At 59.1% G+C, this 21379-nt stretch carries 14 protein-coding genes; 4 read left to right on the top strand and 10 right to left on the bottom strand.

The annotated features are described in order from the left end of the window. Window positions 1-25: 25 nt before the first annotated feature. Window positions 26-1375 (top strand): Gfo/Idh/MocA family protein, encoded by a 1350-nt coding sequence (locus TBK1r_RS03430; RefSeq protein WP_145207543.1) that lies wholly within the window; start codon window positions 26-28, stop codon window positions 1373-1375. 13 nt (window positions 1376-1388) lie between these two features. Here TBK1r_RS03430 and TBK1r_RS03425 read toward each other — a convergent pair whose 3' ends face one another. The 5 genes from TBK1r_RS03425 to TBK1r_RS03400 all read right to left on the bottom strand — a co-directional run bounded on the left by TBK1r_RS03425 (window position 1389) and on the right by TBK1r_RS03400 (window position 13126). Beyond that, a complete protein-coding gene (locus tag TBK1r_RS03425; RefSeq protein ID WP_145207542.1) occupies window positions 1389-2966 on the bottom strand; it encodes a hypothetical protein in 1578 nt (525 codons plus the stop codon). 270 nt (window positions 2967-3236) lie between these two features. Beyond that, a complete protein-coding gene (locus tag TBK1r_RS03420) occupies window positions 3237-8489 on the bottom strand; it encodes a DNA repair ATPase (protein WP_145207541.1) in 5253 nt (1750 codons plus the stop codon). 176 nt (window positions 8490-8665) lie between these two features. Then, window positions 8666-10813 (bottom strand): flotillin family protein, encoded by a 2148-nt coding sequence (locus tag TBK1r_RS03415; RefSeq protein WP_145207540.1) that lies wholly within the window; start codon window positions 10811-10813, stop codon window positions 8666-8668. After that, complete coding sequence (locus tag TBK1r_RS38200; protein WP_419580924.1) at window positions 10813-11565, bottom strand: DUF1449 domain-containing protein; 753 nt, start codon at window positions 11563-11565, stop codon at window positions 10813-10815. Before TBK1r_RS38200 ends, TBK1r_RS03415 begins: the two co-directional genes overlap by 1 nt. A gap of 433 nt (window positions 11566-11998) precedes the next feature. Continuing rightward, entirely contained in the window at window positions 11999-13126 is a 1128-nt protein-coding gene (locus tag TBK1r_RS03400; RefSeq protein ID WP_145207537.1) for a site-2 protease family protein, read from the bottom strand. 61 nt (window positions 13127-13187) lie between these two features. Here TBK1r_RS03400 and TBK1r_RS03395 point away from each other — a divergent pair, with 61 nt between their 5' ends. Then, window positions 13188-13631, top strand: coding sequence for an RbsD/FucU family protein (locus tag TBK1r_RS03395; RefSeq protein ID WP_145207536.1), 444 nt, complete (start codon window positions 13188-13190; stop codon window positions 13629-13631). 623 nt (window positions 13632-14254) lie between these two features. Here TBK1r_RS03395 and TBK1r_RS03390 read toward each other — a convergent pair. After that, complete coding sequence (locus tag TBK1r_RS03390) at window positions 14255-14917, bottom strand: hypothetical protein (RefSeq protein ID WP_145207535.1); 663 nt, start codon at window positions 14915-14917, stop codon at window positions 14255-14257. Window positions 14918-15172: 255 nt separating this feature from the next. On the opposite strand from TBK1r_RS03390, the gene TBK1r_RS03385 reads away from it, so the two are divergent. Next, window positions 15173-16105 carry a glycosyltransferase family 2 protein gene (locus tag TBK1r_RS03385; protein ID WP_145207534.1) on the top strand — a complete coding sequence of 311 codons (933 nt, stop codon included), beginning with the start codon at window positions 15173-15175 and terminating at the stop codon, window positions 16103-16105. 26 nt (window positions 16106-16131) lie between these two features. Here the strand turns inward: TBK1r_RS03385 and TBK1r_RS03380 are convergent, their stop codons facing one another. From TBK1r_RS03380 to hpt, 4 genes are all read right to left on the bottom strand, one after another. Then, a complete protein-coding gene (locus TBK1r_RS03380) occupies window positions 16132-16683 on the bottom strand; it encodes a hypothetical protein (protein WP_145207533.1) in 552 nt (183 codons plus the stop codon). 298 nt (window positions 16684-16981) lie between these two features. Then, entirely contained in the window at window positions 16982-18085 is a 1104-nt protein-coding gene (locus TBK1r_RS03375) for a glycosyltransferase family 4 protein (protein ID WP_145207532.1), read from the bottom strand. After that, a complete protein-coding gene (locus tag TBK1r_RS03370; RefSeq protein WP_145207531.1) occupies window positions 18082-19419 on the bottom strand; it encodes a glycosyltransferase in 1338 nt (445 codons plus the stop codon). The genes TBK1r_RS03375 and TBK1r_RS03370 overlap by 4 nt, the downstream gene beginning before the upstream one ends. Next, window positions 19416-19961 carry a hypoxanthine phosphoribosyltransferase gene (gene hpt, locus TBK1r_RS03365; protein WP_145207530.1) on the bottom strand — a complete coding sequence of 182 codons (546 nt, stop codon included), beginning with the start codon at window positions 19959-19961 and terminating at the stop codon, window positions 19416-19418. Before hpt ends, TBK1r_RS03370 begins: the two co-directional genes overlap by 4 nt. A gap of 235 nt (window positions 19962-20196) precedes the next feature. Here hpt and TBK1r_RS03360 point away from each other — a divergent pair, with 235 nt between their 5' ends. Beyond that, a complete protein-coding gene (locus TBK1r_RS03360) occupies window positions 20197-20727 on the top strand; it encodes a hypothetical protein (RefSeq protein ID WP_145207529.1) in 531 nt (176 codons plus the stop codon). Window positions 20728-21379: the final 652 nt, after the last annotated feature.

The raw sequence follows: 21379 nt of genomic DNA, 5'->3' as shown, positions 1-21379 counted from the left end.
TCTTCTCATTCATGGACATCGCAACATGGATCGCCGGAAATTTCTCGCCGGATCCGCACTGGCTGCATCCGCAGCCGCCACACGCCACGCCTATGCCGCGGCGGGTGACACGAAACGTCGCGTCGGCTTGATCGGATGTGGCTGGTACGGAAAGTGCGACTTGCTGCAATTGCTGAACATTGAACCGGTGGAAGTCGTTTCGTTATGCGACGTCGATTCGAACATGCTCAACGAAGCCGCGGACTTGTTCGCGACACGGCAGGTTTCCAAACAACGGCCTCGCACCTACGGCCAGTACACCGAGATGCTGGCCGAAAAAGACTTGGACATTGTCCTGGTGGCCACGCCCGATCACTGGCATGCCTTACCCATGATCGCGGCGGTCCAGTCGGGCGCCGACGTCTACGTCCAAAAACCGACGGGCGTCGACGTGCTGGAGAGCAAAGCGATGTTGGACGCGGCGCGGGCCAACGACCGAGTGGTCCAAGTCGGCACGCAACGCAGAAGCACGCCGCATTTGATCGAGGCGAAACAGCGTGTCGTCGACGCGGGACTGCTCGGCGATGTCGCGCACGCGGAAGTCTGTTGTTACTACCACATGCGAGCGAGAAAGAATCCGCCGGACACCGCGCCGCCGGAGTACCTGGATTACGAAACCTGGACAGGACCGGCACCGATGCGTCCCTACAACGAATTGGTGCATCCGCGATCTTGGCGTGCGTTCATGGAGTATGGCAACGGCATCGTCGGTGACATGTGCGTTCACATGCTGGACATGGTGCGTTGGCAGCTCGGTCTGGGCTGGCCCAAACGGATCAGCAGCAGCGGCGGTATTTACGTCGACCACGATTCCAAGGCAAACATTTCGGACACCCAATCGGCTCGCTATGAATTCGACGAGCTGGACATCAATTGGATGCATCGCAGTTGGGGCAACGCACCCGATCCGGAATGGCCATGGGCCGGAATCATCTACGGTGATCGGGGAACATTAAAATTGGACGTTCACAAATACGAGTTCACGCCCCGCGGCGGCGGCCAAAAGTTGACCGGTGAAAAGCTGATCGAAACCGACAAGTATCCCACGGACATCGCCGACCAGAAAGATTGGCGTCTGGAATTGCATGTCGCTTCGGCAATCCGCGGACACATGCGAGACTTTTTGGACGCGATCGATCAACGGTCCAAGCCGATCGCTGATATCGAACAAGGTCACATTTCCAGTGCGTCCTGCATCATGGCGAATGTGTCGATGGAACTGGGGCGGTCGCTGGAATTCGACCCCACGACGCACACGATCGTCGGTGACGACGAAGCGACGTCCAAGCTGAAACGCCCCTACCGCAAGCCCTACGTCCACCCGTCACAAGCGTAGGCAAGGAAGTGGATTAGATGCTTCGCGATAGCGGTGGGTTCCACTGGATCTTCCAGCCCGCATCCATCATGGAGGCACCGCCATTTGTAGGAGCAGGCAAGTCGCTCTCCCCCTCGATTTCGGGACGATTCAGCTCGATCGTGTCCCGTTCGTCCGCGGCGGGTTCAAGCTCGCCCGTCTCGATGCTCTTCAGCCCCGTCTTCGGTGCGGCGTCGAAGGTTTCGGCCGGCTTCAAACTCATCTGGCTGTCGGTGGACGGCTGACTGATCGTCGAGGAGGAACTGCTCGTTTCGGAGAACGACGAGTAGCCGTGGGTGATGGCGCTGCCGAAGGGATCGTAGTAGGACATCGGCACCCGCATCACGGTTTGGCGTGGCACGACGACGGTCTCGGTGTAGGGTTCGTAAACTTGACGGGTCACCGGACGACGGACCGTTTGAATGACCTCTTCATACTCGGTGTACTGAACGGTCTGCGGCACCTTTTTCGTCTCGTAGCGAATCTTGCTCGTTTGCACCGGAACCTTTCGCACCTGTTCTTCGGTGATCCAGCGTTGCTGCGTCACGGGCACCTTGCGGGTCATGGTCTTGGTGACCGGCCGCTGGACGACGTAGGGAACCTTGCGAACCATCGTCGTCGGCACCATCCGCGTCGACTGGACGGGAACGTTTTGGGTGACCACTTCGGTCTGCATCCGCGTGGTCTGGACGGGGACTTTCTGGGTGACGATTTCGCTTTGCATCCGCTGGACCTGGACCGGCACTTGAACCTGCTCGGTAACGGGCATGTAGGACGTTTGCGCGACCTGCTGTTGGATGTAGTTGGGCCGGTAGACGTATTGTGTTTGCGCCGTCGGCGGGGTGACGACCGGCTTGGCGACATAGCCGCCGTGGACGCGAGCGAACAATCCGAGCGGGCCTGGGGTGGCGTACAATCCCCGTTGGTACTGCAATCCGTAACCCACCGAACCAGGGGTGACCGTGGTTTGGGGGACATAACCGCCGGCGTCGACGGTTTGGTTGACCATCGTCGTTTGGGGACGCAACGTCGTGTACTGCTGCGTCTGCATTTGCGTTTCAACGACCGGCCGTTGAACGGTGTATTGCTGCTCGTAAAAGCTGGTTTCGGTCACGGGACGCTGGACCGTGTACTGCTGTTGGTACATCTTGGTTTCGGTCACGGGGCGATACGTCGTGTATTGCTCTTCGCGCTCGGAGGTCTCGGTGACGTATTCGGTCTCGGTGTAGGTTTCGTCTCGGTAGCTGGTCTCGGTGACCGGCTTCCACACGGTGAAACGCTCTTCTTTGTAGGACGTTTCGACGGTATTGACGGGGACGGTCACTTCACGCACTTCGGTGCGGGTGCGGACGACCGGCCGGAACGATTTGACTTGTTCTTCGACCATCTCGGTGCGGTACACCGGCCGCATCCGCTGGACCGTCTGCTGCTCGTAGGTGGTCGTCGGCTGGAGTCGGTAGGCCTGGGGATAGCAAAAGTCTTGAGCACCCGCCCCACCGCTCCATAGACAAATGGCGGAACCGGCGAGAACCAGATTGCGAGCGAACAGACTGCAGGGGAACTGGCGATACATCGCGAGGGGACCTTCTGAAGCAACTAAAACATGGAACGCGATCAAACGAACGCTGGGCGGCCTGTCGGCAGAGCCACCGGTTAAGGTTACGCAGTTCGTTAGCCAAATGCCAAAAAAAGAGCGGAAAAACCAGTGTTTTGGCTCAAGAACGCCGCGCCAGCTTTACCATTTTGCCTGACTGTTTGCCTGACTGTTTGCCCACTTCGCCAGGGGTAAGCAGAGCGTCTGTGGGACAGTTTGTCGGTTGGGAGGGTTGTGCGGGCGGGAGCCTCAGGTCGTCTCGTCACCCGATGCGGCATCAAATGTCGATTCGATCTCTCGGTAGTTGGCCTGCATCGCATCGAGCTGGGTTTTCAATCGCTCCAGGTCTCGCCCGTTGTCGATCGATTCGTTCAAGATCGGTCGCAGCCATTCTTGCATCAAGTGGAATTGACCTTTGATCAGATCCGCCAGCACGCGCGGGACCTTGTGCTGCACGTAGACCTTCTGGTCCGGTGGCTGGGCGGTGGCTTGATGCTCGCTGATGCGTTGCAGTTGCTCGCCGGTCGATTTCAAGCATGCCGCGACCTGATCGGCCGAGGCGGTCATGCTGTGTCGCAACGCATCGATGCGGGCGTCCATCCGCTCTTCGGTGCCGTCGCCGCCGACCGCAATCGCTCTTGAAATCACCTGCCGAATCGATTCTAAACCGTCGCGCATCGATGCCAACTGCCGCATCAGTTGCCCCGCCTGGTCTTCGCTGTCGAGCCCCTGCATGCGGACGCTTTCGACGAAGGCATACTTGATGCTGTCCCAACGCTCCTTTTCTTCGGGGGTCAGGATCCCCATCAGCTCTTTGAACTTCAGCACGTTGGCTTCGTTGTCGGTCGTCAGCGTCTGGGCGTCCTGTTCGTAGCTGCTGACGATCAGCGATTGCAATTCTTTGGCGTTCATCACGCTGGCGACTTTTTCCGCCATGCGATTCATGTTTCGATAACTGCCCTGCAGCTTGAACGGCGGCTCGGTGCGGTAGGCGTCGGCCTGGGCGGCGCTGCGGATGTACGCCCGGTTGACACGCAGCACGACGTCGCGGACCTGTAACAGCTTCCGCATCACTTCGTACATGTCGCGGACTTGGTCCGGTGAAAAATTGCCCTGCAGTTCGATGCCTTCCATCGTGTCGCGTTCGGCGCCCCGGATGATGGCGCGGGCATCGTCGGGCGAAGCCGATGACAACGGCGCGAGCGTCGGGTTGCTGGTCAAGCAGTTTTCCAGGTAGCTCATTTCAAACGCATCCGCCGACTCCCCGATGATCTCGCCGAGGTTGTAGACGTCGGCGCGGTTGGACAGCATGTCGGGAATCTGGAATCGGTCGCCGCTTTCGGTGTAGGGGTTGCCGGCCATCACGACCGAAACGCGTCGGCCACGCAGATCGTAGGTTCTCGTTTTGCCGTTGCTGACCCCTTCGATCTTTCGCGTTGCATCGCATAGCGAGATAAATTTCTGCAAGAACTCGGGATGCGTATGCTGGATGTCGTCCAGGTACAACATCACGTTGTCGCCCATTTCCAGCGCCAGATTCAACCGTTCGACTTCTTCTTTCGCGGCGGCGTTGGGCGCCTCGGCGGGGTCGAGCGAGGTGACTTGATGCCCGATCGCCGGTCCGTTGATCTTCATAAAGACCAGGCCGAGTCGATTGGCGATGTATTCCATCAACGTCGTCTTTCCGTAGCCCGGCGGAGAGATCAGCAACAACAGCCCCATGCGATCGGTCCGCTTGTTCTCGCCGGCGGCCCCCATCTGTTTGGCCAGGTTGTCGCCGATCAGCGGCAAATAAACCTCGTCCAACAATCGGTTTCGCACGAAGCTGGTCAGCACACGTGGTTTGAACTCATCGAGCCGCATGTCCTCGCGGGCCACGTCGACGAGTTTGGATTTGGTCTCGTTCAGTTTTCGGTAACGCGGCACCACATCCAACATGTAGCGTCCGACGCGTCGCAGCAATTCATGATAGTGGACCACCATCGAACCGCCTTGGATCCGATCATGGTTCCCGACCAATCCGGTCAACGATTTTGCAACCGCCACCTCGGCGACCCTTAGACTCGACACGCCACCGGAGAGGATGATCCACGCTAATTCGTCCAAGTAGTAGTGCGCCGGATCCACCTCATCGCCGCCGGAGTGATTGGCCAAGAACGCTTTGGCCCAGTTGCGTGCCAGGACGAACGCACGCACCGGATCACTTTCGTTGCTCTTCATCGCGGTTTCGAGCAATTTTTGCCGATCGACTTCGGGCACCGAATCGGTGAACGCTTGAAAGAGCCCCGCGGCGCGAGCACTGCAGACGTTCTTCCGTGAGCTGTCCACGAGTTGATCGAAGAGGTAATTTGCGATCGCCTCGGCAGTGACGTTGTGATCGAACAGCGGGTCCCAGTACTGGGCGTCTTCCTCTGCCAACTCGGCCAATCGTTGGCGGAATTCAACCGCCGGTTCGGCATTCGGATAGGCTTTGGCCAGCTTGGCGAACCCTCCGATCCAGTCGGTCATTTCCTTCCGCGTCTTCCCCACCAACAGTTTGCCAAACCAGAGCAGGCTGGCGGCCCGAACGCTGGGCGGATGCGAGAGCAGTTCGATGTTCGCATCGATCTCCAGCAGGGCTTTCAGAATACTTGCGGCATCGTGATCGTGAACGCCTTTGGCGTATCCCTGATCGAAGCGTCCGCCGATTCGTGATTGAACCCAGGCGGCATCGACTTTCTCTGCAGTCAACGTGCCATGGAGCGCATGACGGTTTTGGAACAAGTCCACGGCCAGAAACTCGCCTCGGTAAACGTGGCGATTTTCGCTGATTAGCTCCTGATTCCACAGATCCTTGGCGTCGGACAGAGCCGGGTCTTCCAGCGGCGAGAAATACTGGGTCCCGGTCAAATGCAAACACATCGCATCCTTGCGAAGGACCGTGGTCAGATCCAGCGGCTGCGTGTTGACGGCGAACTTTTGTTTCCCCAGGCGAATGATGTCGCCGCCGTCTTCGTACAGATCCTGTCGATCCTTCAATTGGCGAACCGAATCTTCGCGGATCGTCTTCATCCGGCTTTGCAGATCGCCGACCCGCACGGCATCGTCCAGGGCCTGCAACTGGTCGATGATGTCGCGAACCTTTTCGACCATCAGGTCGCCGGCGAAGTAGGCCGCAATGTCGTCGGCCGATTCCATCGATCGCACGCGATTGTCGATGCCTTTGAGAATCCGATCGGCTGCCGACGAAAGCGATTCGGCGCGGCGGTTGCGTTTTTCGACCAACTGGACCTTTCGCGACTCGAACGCCGCATAAACCTCTTCGCGGCGGACGGCCAGCTGCTCGATAAAATCGTCGAACTCGGCGAACTTGCCTTCCAGTTCTTCCAGTTGCACCATGACCTTGGTCAGGTATTCGTCACAGCGTTCGGGGCTGTCGCAAACGTCCAAGTAGCCGGACGTGGTTTGCTCGAGCAATTTCAACTGCGATGCAAACTCGGCGCGACCTTCGACGCCGACCAACTCGGTGGTGCGTGCCTTGAGCGCACTGCGTACGCGATTGACCGAAGCAAACACATCGCCGATCGCGTCGATGATCTCGGTGCGTTTGGTCGCATCCTCGATCCGCAGGTTGCTGACTGTCTCGGTCAACAATTCCAATTGCGATGCGGCGGCGTCGATTTCTTCGCCCAGCGATTTGGACTCTGCGACGGTGGCGACTTCGGAGACGCGTTCGTTCGCTCCGGCGATGCGTTTGATGTAGGGATCGAGTGCCCCCGGGGTGAGCAAGAAATCAACACATCGGCGGCTGAGTCGTTCGCTGCGTTCGGCCGTGGTGGACTCGAGTGCCTCGACGACCTCCAAGTCGACGTATCGCAGTTCTTTCAGTCCCAGGGCGTGTCCACGCTGGGTTCGCAGTTCGGCCAACGATTTGACGAAATCATCGATCGACTCGAAACGACTGCGTTCGATCTTCTTGATCAAGTCCTCGATCGCCGTCGACACCTCCTTGGTTCGCGCGTTGGTTTCGCGGCGGGCGCGGACGACTTTGTCGAATTCTTCGACGGCTGCGTTGGACGCCTCGCGGATTTTCTGCAACGGCTCGGCGAGGTTTTCCGTTTCCGCCTTGTCGATCCAGAAGTAGCTGTCCAGGATGTCGGACGACTTCTTGTTCAGGTCCAGATACAGGCCTTCGTAGCTATCGTCCTTGTCGATCAACTGCAGCAATTCGCTGCACTCGGCCATCCCCCGAACAATCTCTTTGTTGCCGATTTTGAACAGCAACGAGTCGGTTTGGTTTTCGGGGACAAAGTTGGGGCCGGTGAACGGTGTCTGCCAGATTTGGACGGCATGGTGCTTTTGAGCTTCTTCTTGGCCGCGAAAACAAACCATCTCGCCGCGTTCGAAGAACGTTTGTCCGTGACAGATCAGCGGCGTATCAACCGTCTGCTTGATCAGGTTGTAACGCAGTTGGACATAGGTGCCCGAGATCGGCGCGTAGAACAGGTACAAGTAGTCTTCGCCGTTGGATGCGGCGACGGTGCGTTGGTAACGCATGTCGCTGAGCCCGGTTTCGAAGCGTTTGAATTCTCCGGTCTGCAGATAATAGCCGCCGGGAAAAATCAAACCTTGATCACCCGGCAACATGACGCACGCCGCGGCGATTTCGTCCAGTCGGATGACTTGCTGGATCTTGCTGTTGTAAACCAGGTACCGGAATTGGTCTTCCTGGTAGGGCTTCATTTTCAGCAGCACCAGATTGCCCAGGATCGCGTAATAGATTTCCGCGTCATCGAGGGTTTGGTCCGAGTTGTCGACCGGTTCGCAATAGATCCCTTCGCCGCTGCTGGTGTTGTTTTCGACCTTGATCGTCAGGTCGCCGCCGACGGTTTCCACAAACACTAAATCTTCGATCGAGATGTGTGGATGCTCGCCATAGTGGTGCTGGTCGCGGGTGGTGCGAGTCCAGCGGAATTCGTGCTGTGCGGGTTCTTTGACCTCGTGATCGCTACGGTTGTCGATGTATTGGATGGCATCGGGCGAGACCCGCCATTTAAACGACTTGATATCTCGGGTCGTTTTGCCGACCTGAAACACCATGTGCAGCATCGGGCCGGAGCGATAGAACCGCGAAAAACGCGTGTCTTTGTAGAACCGGTACAGTTCGCTGAAATCGTTGTGGAAACGCGAGTCGCCGATCAGATCCAGGGAGGCTTCGTGGAATTGGTTGTCCTCGAATCGATAGGCCGAAAAGACGTCCGAAAGTTCGATCTCCGTCTTCAAGCCGAACTGCACGTTGTAACCGAACAAGAACTCGTCGCCGATGGAGACCAGATCGCGGGGTACGCAATTGTGCTCGGTCGTGACGCGTTCGGTCGAGATCAGCTTGGTCTCGATGTTGCCGAACACCTCCGCACGCGACTCGCTCAGCTTGGCAAGACGCTCGCGCAGGTTGTCTGCGGCATCCCGCAAGCGGTTGCGTAGAACTTCATAGGTGCCGGCGGCGAGTTGGGAGTCGGGCATGGGTTGGCTCCCGAAGGGTGGGTTTGAAAAGCAGGCGACGGAATCAAAATGCCCGGGGACGAACCCCCGGGACGCTTGGCGAGGTAATCGGAGGTTTCAATCCCACCCGTGGTTGAGCGGGATGAAATCGAAGCTCGGCGGCAGGCCGTTGGACATGCCGCCGAGTCCTGGCCGAGTTACGCTAAACCGCCTTTCAAATTTTTACCGTTGCCGGAGGGGGTGGCCAGCAGACGGCTCGCTTTCTGGTCCGCGATGTTGGCGGTTCCGGCCATGCCGAGCAGGCTGGTCAGTTGTGACCGCATGTCGTCGGTATCGGCCAATCCCATCATTTTGGCGATCAGGGCGGCGATCGACAGGTCCTTCACGCCGTCGGTGTCCAAGTTGAACTGGCCGATCATCTTGGTCAGCTGGTCGCGAAAGTATTCCGCGTTGCCGTCGAAGAACGTGTCCTTGATGTCCGTCGCGACGCGGCTGTTGTAGACGAATCGGTCGATCGCCTTGCCGCCCTTGACGGCCGAGGTGATCTGATCGAAGAACTCGCCGTCGCCACCGACGATGTCGATGCGAGCGGCCTTGAGCGCTTCGCTGACGACGCCGGCTTGGCTTTCGGCGATGCCACGCTGGGCATCGATCGCGGCGATTTCGACATCCTTTTCCTTGCTGAGCTTGAGTTTGAATTCCTCGTGCTCCTTTCCGACGCTGTCGAAGATCTTCATCGCTTCGGCTTTCTCGGTGATACCGACTGCCTCGCTGCGGTACTTTTCCAGTTCCACGCTGGCTTCGGCCATGCCCTGCTTTTCGACCGCAGCGGCTTTGGCTTCGATGCCCTTGGCTTCGGCGACGGCTTTCTTTTCCAAGACCGTCGCTTCGGCGAAGCCTTCTTTTTCCAAACTCGCGGCTTTGGCTTCTCGCACACGTGCTTCGGCAAGTCCCGTCGCGGCGGCTTGAGCGGATTCGGCTTCGGCGAGCATTTTCGTTGCCGCGGTTTCTTTTTCCGCCGCGTCGCGTTTGGCTTCCGCTTCGATGCGAATTTTCTCCGCCAACAACTCGCTGGATTCCTTTTCCGCTTGGGCCAGCTTCGTTTGGCGAATCAGCTCTTCCTCGGCCTTCATTTCCGCAGCCGTGATTTGAACCTTTTTGGCCCGTTCGGCTTTGGCGATTTCTTCGGTGTCCTTGATGCGTTCCTGTTCTTCGACGACGGCTCGTTCGACGGCGACGCGTTCGCGGATGACTTCTTGAATGTTCCGCTTTTCGGTTTCGATCGCTTTTTCCTTTTCGACTTCGGCAACCCCGACGACTCGCAATCGCTCGGTGGCTTCCAAGTCACGGTCACGATTGACACGTTCCAGTTCGACGGCGTCGGTTTTCTCTTTGTTCCGCTGGGCGACGAGGATTTGGCGGTCCTTGTTTTCCGTTGCGACGCCCAATTCTTCTTCGGTCGCGATTCGCGCACGCTCGGATTCCAGTCGCTGTTCTTCTTCGACTTTGCGGGCCGAAGCCTGTTCGCGGGCGGTGATTTCGGCGATTTCGCGTTTCTGTTTTTCGACCGCTTCGACACGCTGTCGCTCGAGCGCGAGGATGGTTTCCTCGGCTTCGACGTCCTGCTTTTTGAGCGTCTTTTCTTTGTCGCGGGTGAATTGGTTTTCCTTGACCTTTTCCGCGGCGGTCAATTCGGTGATCTTTTTGATCCCTTCGGCGTCCAGAATGTTGTTGGGCGAAAGGAGTTCCAGCGGCGTTTGTTCCAGATAGTCGATCGCCGCGTCGTCGAGCCGGTAACCGTTCAGGTCGGTGCCGATGACTTTCAGTATTTCGTCTTTGAACTTGTCGCGTTCGTCGTACAGTTCGACAAAATCAAACTGCTTGCCGACCGTCTTGAGCGCTTCGGAGAACTTGGCATCAAACAGTTCACGCAGTGTTTCGAGTTCCGAACAGCGACGTGCCCCGATCGACGCGGCGACTTCCTTCATCTCTTCTTCGCTGCTGTCGACGCGGATGAAGAAGGCGACTTTGATGTCCGCGCGAATGTTGTCTTTACAGATCAGCCCCTCGCTGCCCTGCCGACTGATTTCAAAGCTCTTCAGCGACAGGTCCATCAGCTCGTAGCGATGGATCACGGGGACGATCAGCATGCCGTTGCCGGTGACGACGTCCATCTTGCCCATCCCGGTCTTGACGATGGCTTGGTCCGGGCCGACCACCATGTAACATTTTTTGATCGTCGCGACGATGCCGAGCAGCACCGCAAAGAGAATCCCGACACCGATCAGGACACTCGTCAGCAGGCCTTCGGCCAGCAGCGGCGTCGCAAGAATACTCCAAGTCATCACGATTCGTTCTCCGGTTCAAGTTCAGTAACGGTGTAAATCCGTTTGGTTGGGTCAAACTCTAGAATCCGCACTTCCGTCCCTTTCGGAATCTCAGCCCCCGTTGTGCGGACATTTAGCAAAAGCGGAGCGGCATTCGTCCGAAACTTAGCTTGCCCGAACGTGGGGGAAGCCTGGATTGACGAAATTTCGCAGGTCGCCCCGATCAGCCGGTCCTTGTCGTAACCCGGTTCGGGCGTGAATTTGCCGACGACCGGTTGGGTGATGAATTTGGTCGCCACGACAGCGATGACAAAATTTCGCACGCCCAACAAGATCGACGGCAGCCAGACCGGTTGGTATCGCGAGGCGTCGAAACCGTGCCACAAGCCGTAAGACACCATCCAGAACAGGACGGTGAATGCCCCGAACCAAATCACCAAGGGCACGCGTCCGAAGTTGGACCAGCGGACCGTCGTGGCCGCAAACCCGCCCAGGAAGTCGAAACCGCCCGCGTGTCCGATGTCCGCATCCCCGCCGGCGACGTCGAAATCGACCGCCTCCAGGTCCGGCGTCCCCACGTCCACGTCCATGTCCATCGACATGTCGGCGTCCAGGTCAATGTCGGGCGCATCCAAATCCAGTTCGATCAGCCCGATCAAGGCCACCAACGTGTACATCACCATCAGGCAAACCAGAATCGACGCCGGCCATACCGGACCGACGAACATTCGATTGGCGAGATCTGTCAGTACTTCTTCCACAGCGGTCATGCCCAGCAAGAGTCATGCGATTCCTAAACCGACTCGTTAGCGTAGGGCATTTTCAGACCGCCGGAGGGGCGCGGGGTTGCCGAGAAAGCGGAAAACTTACGAACTCGCGCCGGTCGGCCGCCTGCCGTCATCGCATCCGGGGCGGCCATGGCGCCGGCGAGGCCGGGTGAATCGAGTTCACGCAGGAGCCCGCACGCTGGCGCGAGGCGGCTGATATACTTCCCGGAGGTGACGCTGCGCTGACCTCCGGCTACTCGCTGAAATCCCTCCGGGATACCCGCTTCGCTGGCGCTCTCCTTTGACACCAGACAGAGCGTTGATTGTTAGCGGCAGGGCGCGAGCCCTCCGGTCTTTTCGAGTGTTTTCCAGGCCGCCACCGGACGGCTCGCGCCGTTCCGCTAACACTTGCAGATCCCGATTCGCATTGGCGGCGTCAGCCCTGCGCCGCCAGCCCCGCTCGGACGCGGAGGGTGTCCAGATCCAGCAGACCGATCAAGCGACCGCTGGCGTCGGCAACGGCGAATTGGCGGCAGCCTTCCAAGGGCCGTGTGACGACGGATTCCAACGATTCATCCGGAGACAGCACCGGCGCGTCAAAACGAGCCAATTGCCCGACGGTGGTGCGGGGATCGGCACCGCGCTCCACGGCTTCGGTGACGTCTTGGAGCGACAGGATGCCGACGACAAATTCGTCCTGGCCGACCACCGGAACCGCGGTCGTCGGGCACGACCGCAGCGACGGAAGCAACTCATCGAGTTCCATGTCCATCAGCAACCGGGGTGGCTGATGGATCATCGCGTCGTTGACCGTCAGATCACGAAGCGGCTCAATCACCTCGACTTGTCGCGCTTCGCTCAAGCCCGCGTAACAGATAAACACCGCGATCAGCCCCGCGGTCACGGCACCGTGGTGCAGCGCCAACCCGCCCATCACGACCGCGCACAGGACGCCGATGTAAGACGCAATCCGTGTCGCGCGGCGATATTCAATCCCCATCGCCAAGACACTTCGCAGCACACGCCCGCCGTCCATCGGAAACGCCGGGATCATGTTGAACAAAACCAGCGCCGTATTGACCAACATCATCGACATCAGGTAACCCAACGGTGTTGGTGAATTGAGCACTTCGATGACCCGATCGCCTGCTTCGACCTCCGTCAAAACTTCGCCCAGTGAGGGCAGGTCTAGTCCGGGCACGAGCAACAAAACGGTTCCCAAGATCAACAGAATCACGATGTTGACCGCCGGACCGGCGACCGCAACGAGAAACTCTTGCCATGGAATGCGTGGGATCTTCATCAAACGGGCGACGCCGCCGATGGGAAACAGCGTGATGTCCAACGTTTCGATCCCGAAACGACGGGCCATCAACGCGTGGCCGTATTCATGCAATGTCACGCACAAGAACATGCCCAACAACAACGTGACTCCGAAAACCGTGCCGATCACACCGTCCTGGTATCCTGCATAGGCGACGTAGGCGACCAAAAGGGCGAACGACCAGTGGACGTAGACGCCGATTCGAAAGTAAGTTCCCAGTTTGAGTCGTCGTCGCCACACGTCGGGTCGGCCCGTTCAAGAAGTCCGTAAAATTCCGTTTGTTCCTCAACCGCATCACACTATGTTACGCCACAAACTGATTCACCCCCAGATCTCCTCCATCCTGGCTGCCTCGGGACACCACAGCACGATCCTGATTGCCGACGGGAACTACCCCGCAGCGAGTAAACGGGGCCCCCGCGCCGAACTGGTCAGTTTGAACCTTATGCCCGGCGTCCCGACCTGCAATCAGGTTCTCGAAGCCGTCTTGTCGGCGATTCCGGTCGAAGCCATCCAGACGATGAAGACGGAAACTGAAGGCCCCTACGCCTTGGACGGCGATCCACCGGTCTGGGACGACTACCGGGCGACGATCAAATCCGAAGGCCTGGATCTGGAGTTGGAACCGATCGAGAAATGGGATTTTTATAAAGCGGTCAGCACCGAAGACCACGTGCTGACGATCCAAACGGCCGATCAGCAACGCTACGCCAACATCCTGCTGAGCGTCGGCGTGCGGATGTAGCACGGCTGAACCGTCCGGTGACACGAAGACCGGAGGGTTCGCGGCCGATGCCGCTCGATCGAGATTTAGCGCCGCCGCTCGCGCTGGCGCGAGCCGGCCTGATAGCAAACGAGGATCAGCCGTTTGGCGCGAGCCTACGGGCCCTGCGTTTGTCAAAACCTTGTCGCTTGAGCGGTTTTGGGCGCACGGCATGACCCCGACGGGGTCCAAGCCAGTAGCCGGAGGTGAGCGAAGCGACACCTCCGGACATCCGGTCCCACGTCAGACGCGACCCCGAAGGGTGTCGAAGCAAATGACGTCGGCGCCCTCGGACCCGGCCAGCCCGCACGCTCAAGCTCACCGATCGACTCGTTTACGAACGCAGACTGCCGCACCGCCGGCGTATTGATTCGCTGCGACCCCGTCCGGGGTCGAGGGGATTGTGGGACGTGCTTCCCGGAGGCGGCGCTTCGCTGACCTCCGGCTACTCGCTGGCATCCCTCCGGGATACTCGGTTCGCTGCCGCTCTCCTTTGACACCTAACGGAGTGATGCTTGTTAGCGGTAGGGCGCGAGCCCTCCGGTTGTTCAAGGTGTTTTTGAAGCGAGACCGGACGGCTCGCGCCGTTCCGCTAACATCCGCCGTTAGCGCCACAGCCATTCGCGGAAACCTTCGACGACTTGCTGTCGTTCCGCGATGGCTCGCCAAACGACAAACAATCCCAGCGTCAGCGCGACGACGATCATCGTGCCGCCACGCCGCGGGGCCGGAGGCGACGTCACTTCCGCTTTGTCTCTCAAGTGCCCCAATAGTTTTTCCCAAAACACACTCGTCGCGATCGGTTCGAACGATTCAATCGACGTCGAATCGATCGCTTGATGCCCCGCCGCTCGCAAGTGGACGCGGAGCTGGGGCAGGAACACCTGAAGCGTCTCTCGATCACACGTCGCCTCGGAATCGAGTTCCAACGCGGCTTCGAGTAACGGCGACAACATCTGCTCCGGCGTCCGCCCGTACACGACCAATCGCGGGCGTGCGGTCAGCGCAAACAGAGAGATGATCAGGCCGTAAAACGTCGCCAGGGCAAGCCACACCCAGCCGCCAAACACGCCGGCCGCCGCCTTGGGAAAAAAAAGTTCCCCCGGACCGATGGCCACCAAACCGACGACCGAGAACCCGAGCGCCGCGATATCCCGTCCTCCCGTCGTGATCAACACCCGACCGCTGAGACGAATCATCCCCAGCAACAACAGATACGCAACCAGCGGAAGCAAGGCGATCAGCAAGTAGATCGGTTCGATGGACATGCGTGGGTGAAGATGCCGGGAGTCGGAGGGGAGGCGAATCGGTCCGTAAAGCGTACCAATTTCAACCGCTCGACGCGACGGAGGAGGCGAGGCGGCGAGAGTTCTGCGAAACAGCCGGATGATCCGACCAAACGGACCAATCGGCAGATTGCTGGTAAGTGATCGCCGCGGTTGGTCAAGCAAAACAGGCCAATGGGACGATTGCGCCGCACGCTTTTTTCAACCAAACACCTTTTTGAGCACACTACGTACTCCATGAGTCAACCGTCGAATCCCACGTTCTCGCAATCGGCCGCCACAGGCGTCGATCATCGGAACACGCTGCCCTCCCCGCCACAAGGTCCCTCCGACGTGATCGGCCGAGTCGAACAGACGCTGACGGAGGTTGAACATGCGTGCCGGGCCATCGGAGACGAACGCAACAGCGCGTTCGGTCTGAGCGTGATCATTCCCGTGTTCAACGAACGACAAACTCTGCCAAAGATCTTGGACCGCATCGACGAGGTGATGCCCGAGGGAACACAGACGGTCGTGGTCGATGATGCCAGCACCGACGGGACGGCTCAGTGGCTGGCGGCGCTGCCATCGCGGGCCGATCGAACGATCCTGTTACGCGGCCGCAATCACGGCAAGGGCTCCGCCGTCCGGATGGGCATGCGACACAGTCGTGGCGAAATCGTCGCGATTCAGGACGCCGATACCGAGTACGATCCGATCGACCTGTTGGACGTGATCGCGCCGATTCAACAAGGTGAGGCCGAAGTCGTGTACGGCTCGCGCTATCTCGAACAGAGCGATGATCCGTCGCTGTTTCATCGGCTGGGCAATTGGGCTCTGACCGCGATCAGCAATTGCATGACCGGCCAGCGACTGACGGACATGGAAACCTGTCACAAAGCGTTTCGAGGCGAATTGGTGCGATCGATCCGGATCAAAGAATGCCGCTTCGGATTCGAACCCGAAATCACCGGCAAGATTGCCGAACGCGGGATCGCGATCGCCGAAGTGCCCACCGGGTACCTGTACCGCAGTTATGAGGAGGGCAAGAAAATCACATGGAAGGACGGCATCGCCGCGCTGGCATGCATGTGGCGCTACCGCAACGCGGGGTGGCTGTGGCGTGCGGTCGCCGGGGCGGGCAGAGTGCTCACCCGCCTACCGAGTCTCGCGCGCAACAAAGTGGCGTAAGCTTCCAGCTTGCGAAAAGTGGCCGCCTAATTGCCGGGCAGTTGCCGACTGTGCTTGGGCGTTTCCGAGGGCGGCAGCTCGCAGTCAAACTCTTCCTGATAACGGCGTCGTTCGACGGGCGTGGCATAGAAACGCAACCAAGTCTCGGTATCTTCGACGCACATCCACTCCAGGGCCTTGCCCGGGACGTCGACTTTCTTTTCGCAACAGGGCAGGATATCGCGATAGATGATCGTGTACAGTTCTCGGTCGCAAAGGTGATCGGTGCACCGCAACACGATGTTCTTGCTGTACAACTTTTGAATCGTCTTCTTCAGTCGATGCGACAGTTGCGAGTCCCCCAAGGCATCGGGCGGCAGCAAGTGAAGCGGCGGAGAAAACCAGTCGGAGATCGGCAGGGCCGGTGCACGTTCCCAGGCCAACATCGACGCCAAGTATTCGTTCTCGGCTTGCAGCGACATTCGGTTGATCGACGATTCGATCGACTCGTCACGGTACGGCTCCAGCTCATCCCGAAGCCGCGCGTTGGCCAACATTAATTCGACTTCGTCGATCGTTTGTCGGCGGGTTTCTCGCATGTCCATCTAAACCGGTTGGCAGGGGGGGAGGCAGCTAGGCTGGTGCAAAGGATCGGTCGACCGGTCCGCTGGCAACCCCGGAGGGCCACCGTTTGGCTGACCGAGTCGTCCAACGATGCCCTGATGGTATCTGTCCTTTGCCGCCACTCAACTTGCAACTGAAGCAAAACCGCGGTTTCAAATCAATTTCGTCACTCCGGCCTTGGCTTGATCGTTACGAACGGAATGGCTTATCAGAATTTGCCGTCAATTCGCCAGGCAACGCGTGTCTTTCCGAAAAGAATGCCTCCCGTCACTATCATCGCGAGACCAGATCTCGGTACAGCTGGGCGTGACGCTGGACCATTTTTTCGACCGAAAACGCGTCCTTGATCCGCTCCCTGGCGGCGGTCCCCAGCCGATCGGCGACTTCGGGGTGCTCGAACAAATCCAGTGATTCGCGGGCCAGCGCGGCGCGGTCTCCCAGCGGAACCAATCGTCCGGTTTGATCGTCGAGGATCAAATCTCGATTGCCGGGAATGTCCGAAGCGATCACCGGGATCCCGGCCTGCATGGCTTCGATCACCGCGTTGCTCTGGCCTTCATACTCGCTGCCGATCCAAAACAAATCCGCATGAGGCAGCAGTTCGGCCACATCATCCCGCGCGCCGGCGAAACGAACATGTTCGGGGATGGTGACGGAGTCGCGAAAACGCAGCAGCTCAGCTTTTTGGGGACCGTCACCGATCACGACCAACGTGGTGTCGTCACGCGTGCAAGCGAGCAGTTCGGCCGCCCAGATCAAATCGCGATAACGCTTTTGCGGCCACAGGCGGCCGACCGCCAACACCAACTTTCGCTCCACCGAGACGCCGAGCCGCTCAAAAGCTTGCGAACGCGAGATCGGCGTCACCGTCCGAGGTGGAATGCCATTGGGGATGACATGAAACAGATCGGAGGCGATGCCATGACGCGTATAAAATTCCTGAACCCCGGAACTGTTGGTCGTGATCGCAGCCGAGCGTCGTGCCAGAAACCGATCGATCCGAAAATGCCACCAGGTTTTCCAGGGGTCGACGCAACGTTCACTGGCGACAATCACCGGAACCTTGGCCAACAGCGCCGCGGCGCGGCCGAAGCTGTTGGCGGCAAACAACCAGGTGTGCACCAGGTCGGGCGACCAATACGACAACGCCCGTCGCAGCCGAAACAACGCCGTCGGATCCGCCTTGAAACGCTTGCCGATCACGGTGACCGGGATCCCAGCTTGCCTCAGCGATTCGCTTCTCGGACCGTCGCGTGTCAACAGGAAGACACGCACGTCGAATGCGTCGCGCGGCAGATTTTCAGCCAACAAGGCAAGCTGTTTTTCGGCACCGCCTCGGTCCATCGTCGGAATGATCAGCGCGATTCGAAGTTTCATTGCGCGTTTTCCATCGACGTCGATTGCGAAGGGTTCGGGAGCGATCCGGCGGCGAGTTGGCGAAAGAGAGTGACATAGCGCTCGATGGAGTCGCTACGTGATCGGGTCCGTTGCATGATCCGGCGCGTCTGCTGGGCGCGTCGGCGAGCCTGTTCCAGATTGCCGACGATCTGCTCGATCGCGAAACGCAGGGTCTTGGGGCGAGCCGGATCGAACCACCAGACCAAGGCCCCGGCTTGCTCGGGCGCCCCGTCGAGGGCTTCTGAGTCGGCTTGGAGTGCATCGGCTCGACGCTCGATGATCCGCCGCCGGACATCGGACTCGCCGACGCCAAAAAACTCGCGCGCCGTTTCGGTATTGGCCAGCACCAGCGGCAACCCGGCCGCGATCGCGGTCGGGACTTGATGCTCAAAGCCCTGGTCGCCGACGTGGACCATCAAGTCGGCTGCGGAATAGACATCGTCGGGTGATCCGAACGAGCCCGGCATCGCCATCGATTGTCGCAACCCGTCGCTTTTCAGTCGCGAGTAGATCGTTTCACGCAGCGGGCCATCGCCGATCAACCAAAACTGCAATCCTGAGATGTGATTAGAAAGTAGGTACGCCGATTTCACCAGTGTCATGATGCCCGAACTTCGATCCAGTCGTTCGACCGACAACACGACCGAGCAGGCGTCGGGGACGAACAGATCGCCGTTGATCCGCGACATCGCCCGGCGAAGATTTTTAAGACTCGACAACCCCTGCTCTTTTGTCGGACCGACCCCATGGGCAATGCGATGAGTCCGTGTTTTGTCGCCGCCTTCGGCCAGCCAGCGGCGATGGGCCGAGGCGCTGTCTAGAACGACGGCAGCGGCGTCCATCACGGCCGATCGACAACGCTTTCCGATGCGACTGTGTTTGAAGAATTCGAAATCGCTGATGTCGCCGTGTCCGGAAAGCCGAACCACCGAGGGAACACCGATCGCCTGAGCGGCTTCGACCGCCGCGATCGCTTCTTCACGACCGGCGTCGCAGTAGACGATGTCGCACGCGGTCGGATCGGATTCGATCCAGTCACGGAGGTAGCGAATGTAGCGTGATGCCGTGCGGTCACCCCGGGCGGTCCAACCGGTTCGAAACATGCGAATCGGGCGATACACCTGGCATTCGCGAAACGAAAACCTTTCGGCCCAGGAGCCGGCATATTTCGGCGTCACGACCGACACCTGAATCCCCGCCAGCCGCAAGCCGGTGGCAAGTTCCATCAGATGGCCGGCCGAATCGATCGACCCGTGCGGCCAAAAGTGTCGACCGATCAACAGAACACGGACGGGGCGTTCCAAACCACTCACTGTTTCGATTTGTGCTCCGTCGCTTCGATCTCGTGCGTCTCCAAGACCGCCAGATAGGGCAGGTTGCGGTACATGTCCAAGTAATCCAATCCGTAGCCGACCACAAATTCATCGGGGATTTCAAACGCCACAAAGTCGGGACGCAGCGACACGGCATGCTCGCGATGCTTGTGCAACAACACCGCCGTCTTGGTCGATTTTGCGCCGAGGTCCTTGATCATCCCCGACAACCGATCCAACGTTCGTCCGGTGTCGAAAATGTCATCGACCAACAGCACCTCGCGATCTTTGACGTCGATCAGCATGTTCGCGTTGACCTCCAGTTTTCCCGACTCGGTCCCCCCACGATAACTCGACGCCTGGATCACGCCAACTCGTTGCGGCATCGACAGGCGACGAATCAGATCGGCAAACAGGACCAGACTGCCCGTCATCACCGCGATCACCGTCAGCGGCCGCTGCGCCCCGTAAAACCGATCGATTTCCATGGCCAGTCGTTCGACTCCGGCCTGTAACTGGTTCTCATCAAGCAGAATACGCATCCGTTTCGCGTCCGGTCGACGCGCTCCCTGCGGCAAATTCTCAAATGGCTGGCAAAATGGGCGATTTAGGGTTTCAGTGCGATTCGGTCCAGCAAATTGCGGATCGGACACAACGAAACGCCGATGAACGATACACCGGCGGCCGATAATTTCCCACGGGACTTCCCCCCCGGAATGCCTCGTCCGTCCCAGGGATCCCTGCTCCACTGACGCGTTTTTTCGACAGACCCGACGAATGACCAATTCCCAACGTTTGGCGACCGTGCGAGCCCATCTACAACACTGGCTGGCCGCCAATGTGATGCCGCGCCCCTGCCAAACCGCGACTGAATCGGCGGAAGCGTCGCAGGAGCAAATGACGCAGGAAATCCAATCGCAGCCGGATCACGAGGACGAGACCGACGCGAAAATCGTGTCCGAGTCCATTTTGATTCGGGACGGCTTCTACGCCGGACGCACCTTCCATGCGACCGCCCAAGGCGAAACGTTTCGAGCGACCTGGTTCATGGAACCCGACGAACTGAAAATCCACGGTGCCGGCGGCGCCTTGGTGGCGTCGTTCCAAGGCGAGCAAATCGTCGCCAACGCCCCTGTCCTGGAAGACGCTGTCTTGCAAGACGCTGTTTCGGAAGAACCTGCGTTGGAAGACCAAGACGAATGCTCCGCGACCGATTCGGGCCCGATCAGCATCCCGATGCCAGCGGCCGAAAACGAATCCAACGATCAGGATTCCGACCAGCAAGGTCAGATTCCCAAAGCGGCATAGCGACCGGTCGACGATCGATCCCCGACGGAAGGACGGAATGCCCTTGCGTCCCACGCCGGAGAACTCACGCACGGCGAGTTGCTGCAGCCACAACCCGGGGTGCGTTCCGCGCCCCCCCATACGCATCAAGTTAAGCCGTCGGTTCGCCATTGAGGTGAAGTCACCCTTCCTTGGGGCATTGGTATCTACACATCTTTTGCATGACAGATCTGTTGTGAGTGGATGGCTTCGGCCAACGGCCGTTTACATCCATAGCCTTGGGCATCGCCCAAGGTCCGCAAACGAGAACGAGAGGGATTGGCCAACGGCCATACACAACTGCCTCGTCAAACGCGAATGTTGTGCATGGCCGTTGGCCAAATTGAACCTCATTGCGATGAGGTTCCTGGGGCGGCGCAACCCTCGCAAATGCTCGGTTTGCTTGCCCCAGGCTATGGATATGCATGCCCTTTGGGCAAAAAGCGACTTGTGTAGATACCGATGCCGTTTGGGAGGGACGCAGAGGAGTTTGCGACGACGCGGGGAGGGTGCTTTGGCGTCGTTGTTGGCATCGGTGGGTGCGGGGCCGCGGAATCCCTCCCCTTATAGCATCTCCTCAGTGTTCGGCGTTGAGCGTCCTTGCCATCGCGCAGCCCTTTCCGCAGCGCAGCTT

Origin of the sequence: Stieleria magnilauensis (genome assembly GCA_007753675.1) — a bacterium.
GTDB classification, from domain to species: domain Bacteria; phylum Planctomycetota; class Planctomycetia; order Pirellulales; family Pirellulaceae; genus Stieleria; species Stieleria magnilauensis.
This window is presented reverse-complemented; position numbering and strand designations above follow the sequence as displayed.

Bases quoted from the DNA above. Each gene is read 5' to 3' on its own strand.
- TBK1r_RS03425 (WP_145207542.1), bottom strand. From the start codon at position 2,966: ATGTATCGCCAGTTCCCCTGCAGTCTGTTCGCTCGCAATCTGGTTCTC.
- TBK1r_RS03415 (WP_145207540.1), bottom strand. From the start codon at position 10,813: ATGACTTGGAGTATTCTTGCGACGCCGCTGCTGGCCGAAGGCCTGCTG.
- hpt (WP_145207530.1), bottom strand. From the start codon at position 19,961: ATGCGTATTCTGCTTGATGAGAACCAGTTACAGGCCGGAGTCGAACGA.
- TBK1r_RS38200 (WP_419580924.1), bottom strand. From the start codon at position 11,565: ATGACCGCTGTGGAAGAAGTACTGACAGATCTCGCCAATCGAATGTTC.
- TBK1r_RS03360 (WP_145207529.1), top strand. From the start codon at position 20,197: ATGACCAATTCCCAACGTTTGGCGACCGTGCGAGCCCATCTACAACAC.
- TBK1r_RS03380 (WP_145207533.1), bottom strand. From the start codon at position 16,683: ATGCGAGAAACCCGCCGACAAACGATCGACGAAGTCGAATTAATGTTG.
- TBK1r_RS03430 (WP_145207543.1), top strand. From the start codon at position 26: ATGGATCGCCGGAAATTTCTCGCCGGATCCGCACTGGCTGCATCCGCA.
- TBK1r_RS03385 (WP_145207534.1), top strand. From the start codon at position 15,173: ATGAGTCAACCGTCGAATCCCACGTTCTCGCAATCGGCCGCCACAGGC.
- TBK1r_RS03375 (WP_145207532.1), bottom strand. From the start codon at position 18,085: ATGAAACTTCGAATCGCGCTGATCATTCCGACGATGGACCGAGGCGGT.
- TBK1r_RS03395 (WP_145207536.1), top strand. From the start codon at position 13,188: ATGTTACGCCACAAACTGATTCACCCCCAGATCTCCTCCATCCTGGCT.
- TBK1r_RS03420 (WP_145207541.1), bottom strand. From the start codon at position 8,489: ATGCCCGACTCCCAACTCGCCGCCGGCACCTATGAAGTTCTACGCAAC.
- TBK1r_RS03390 (WP_145207535.1), bottom strand. From the start codon at position 14,917: ATGTCCATCGAACCGATCTACTTGCTGATCGCCTTGCTTCCGCTGGTT.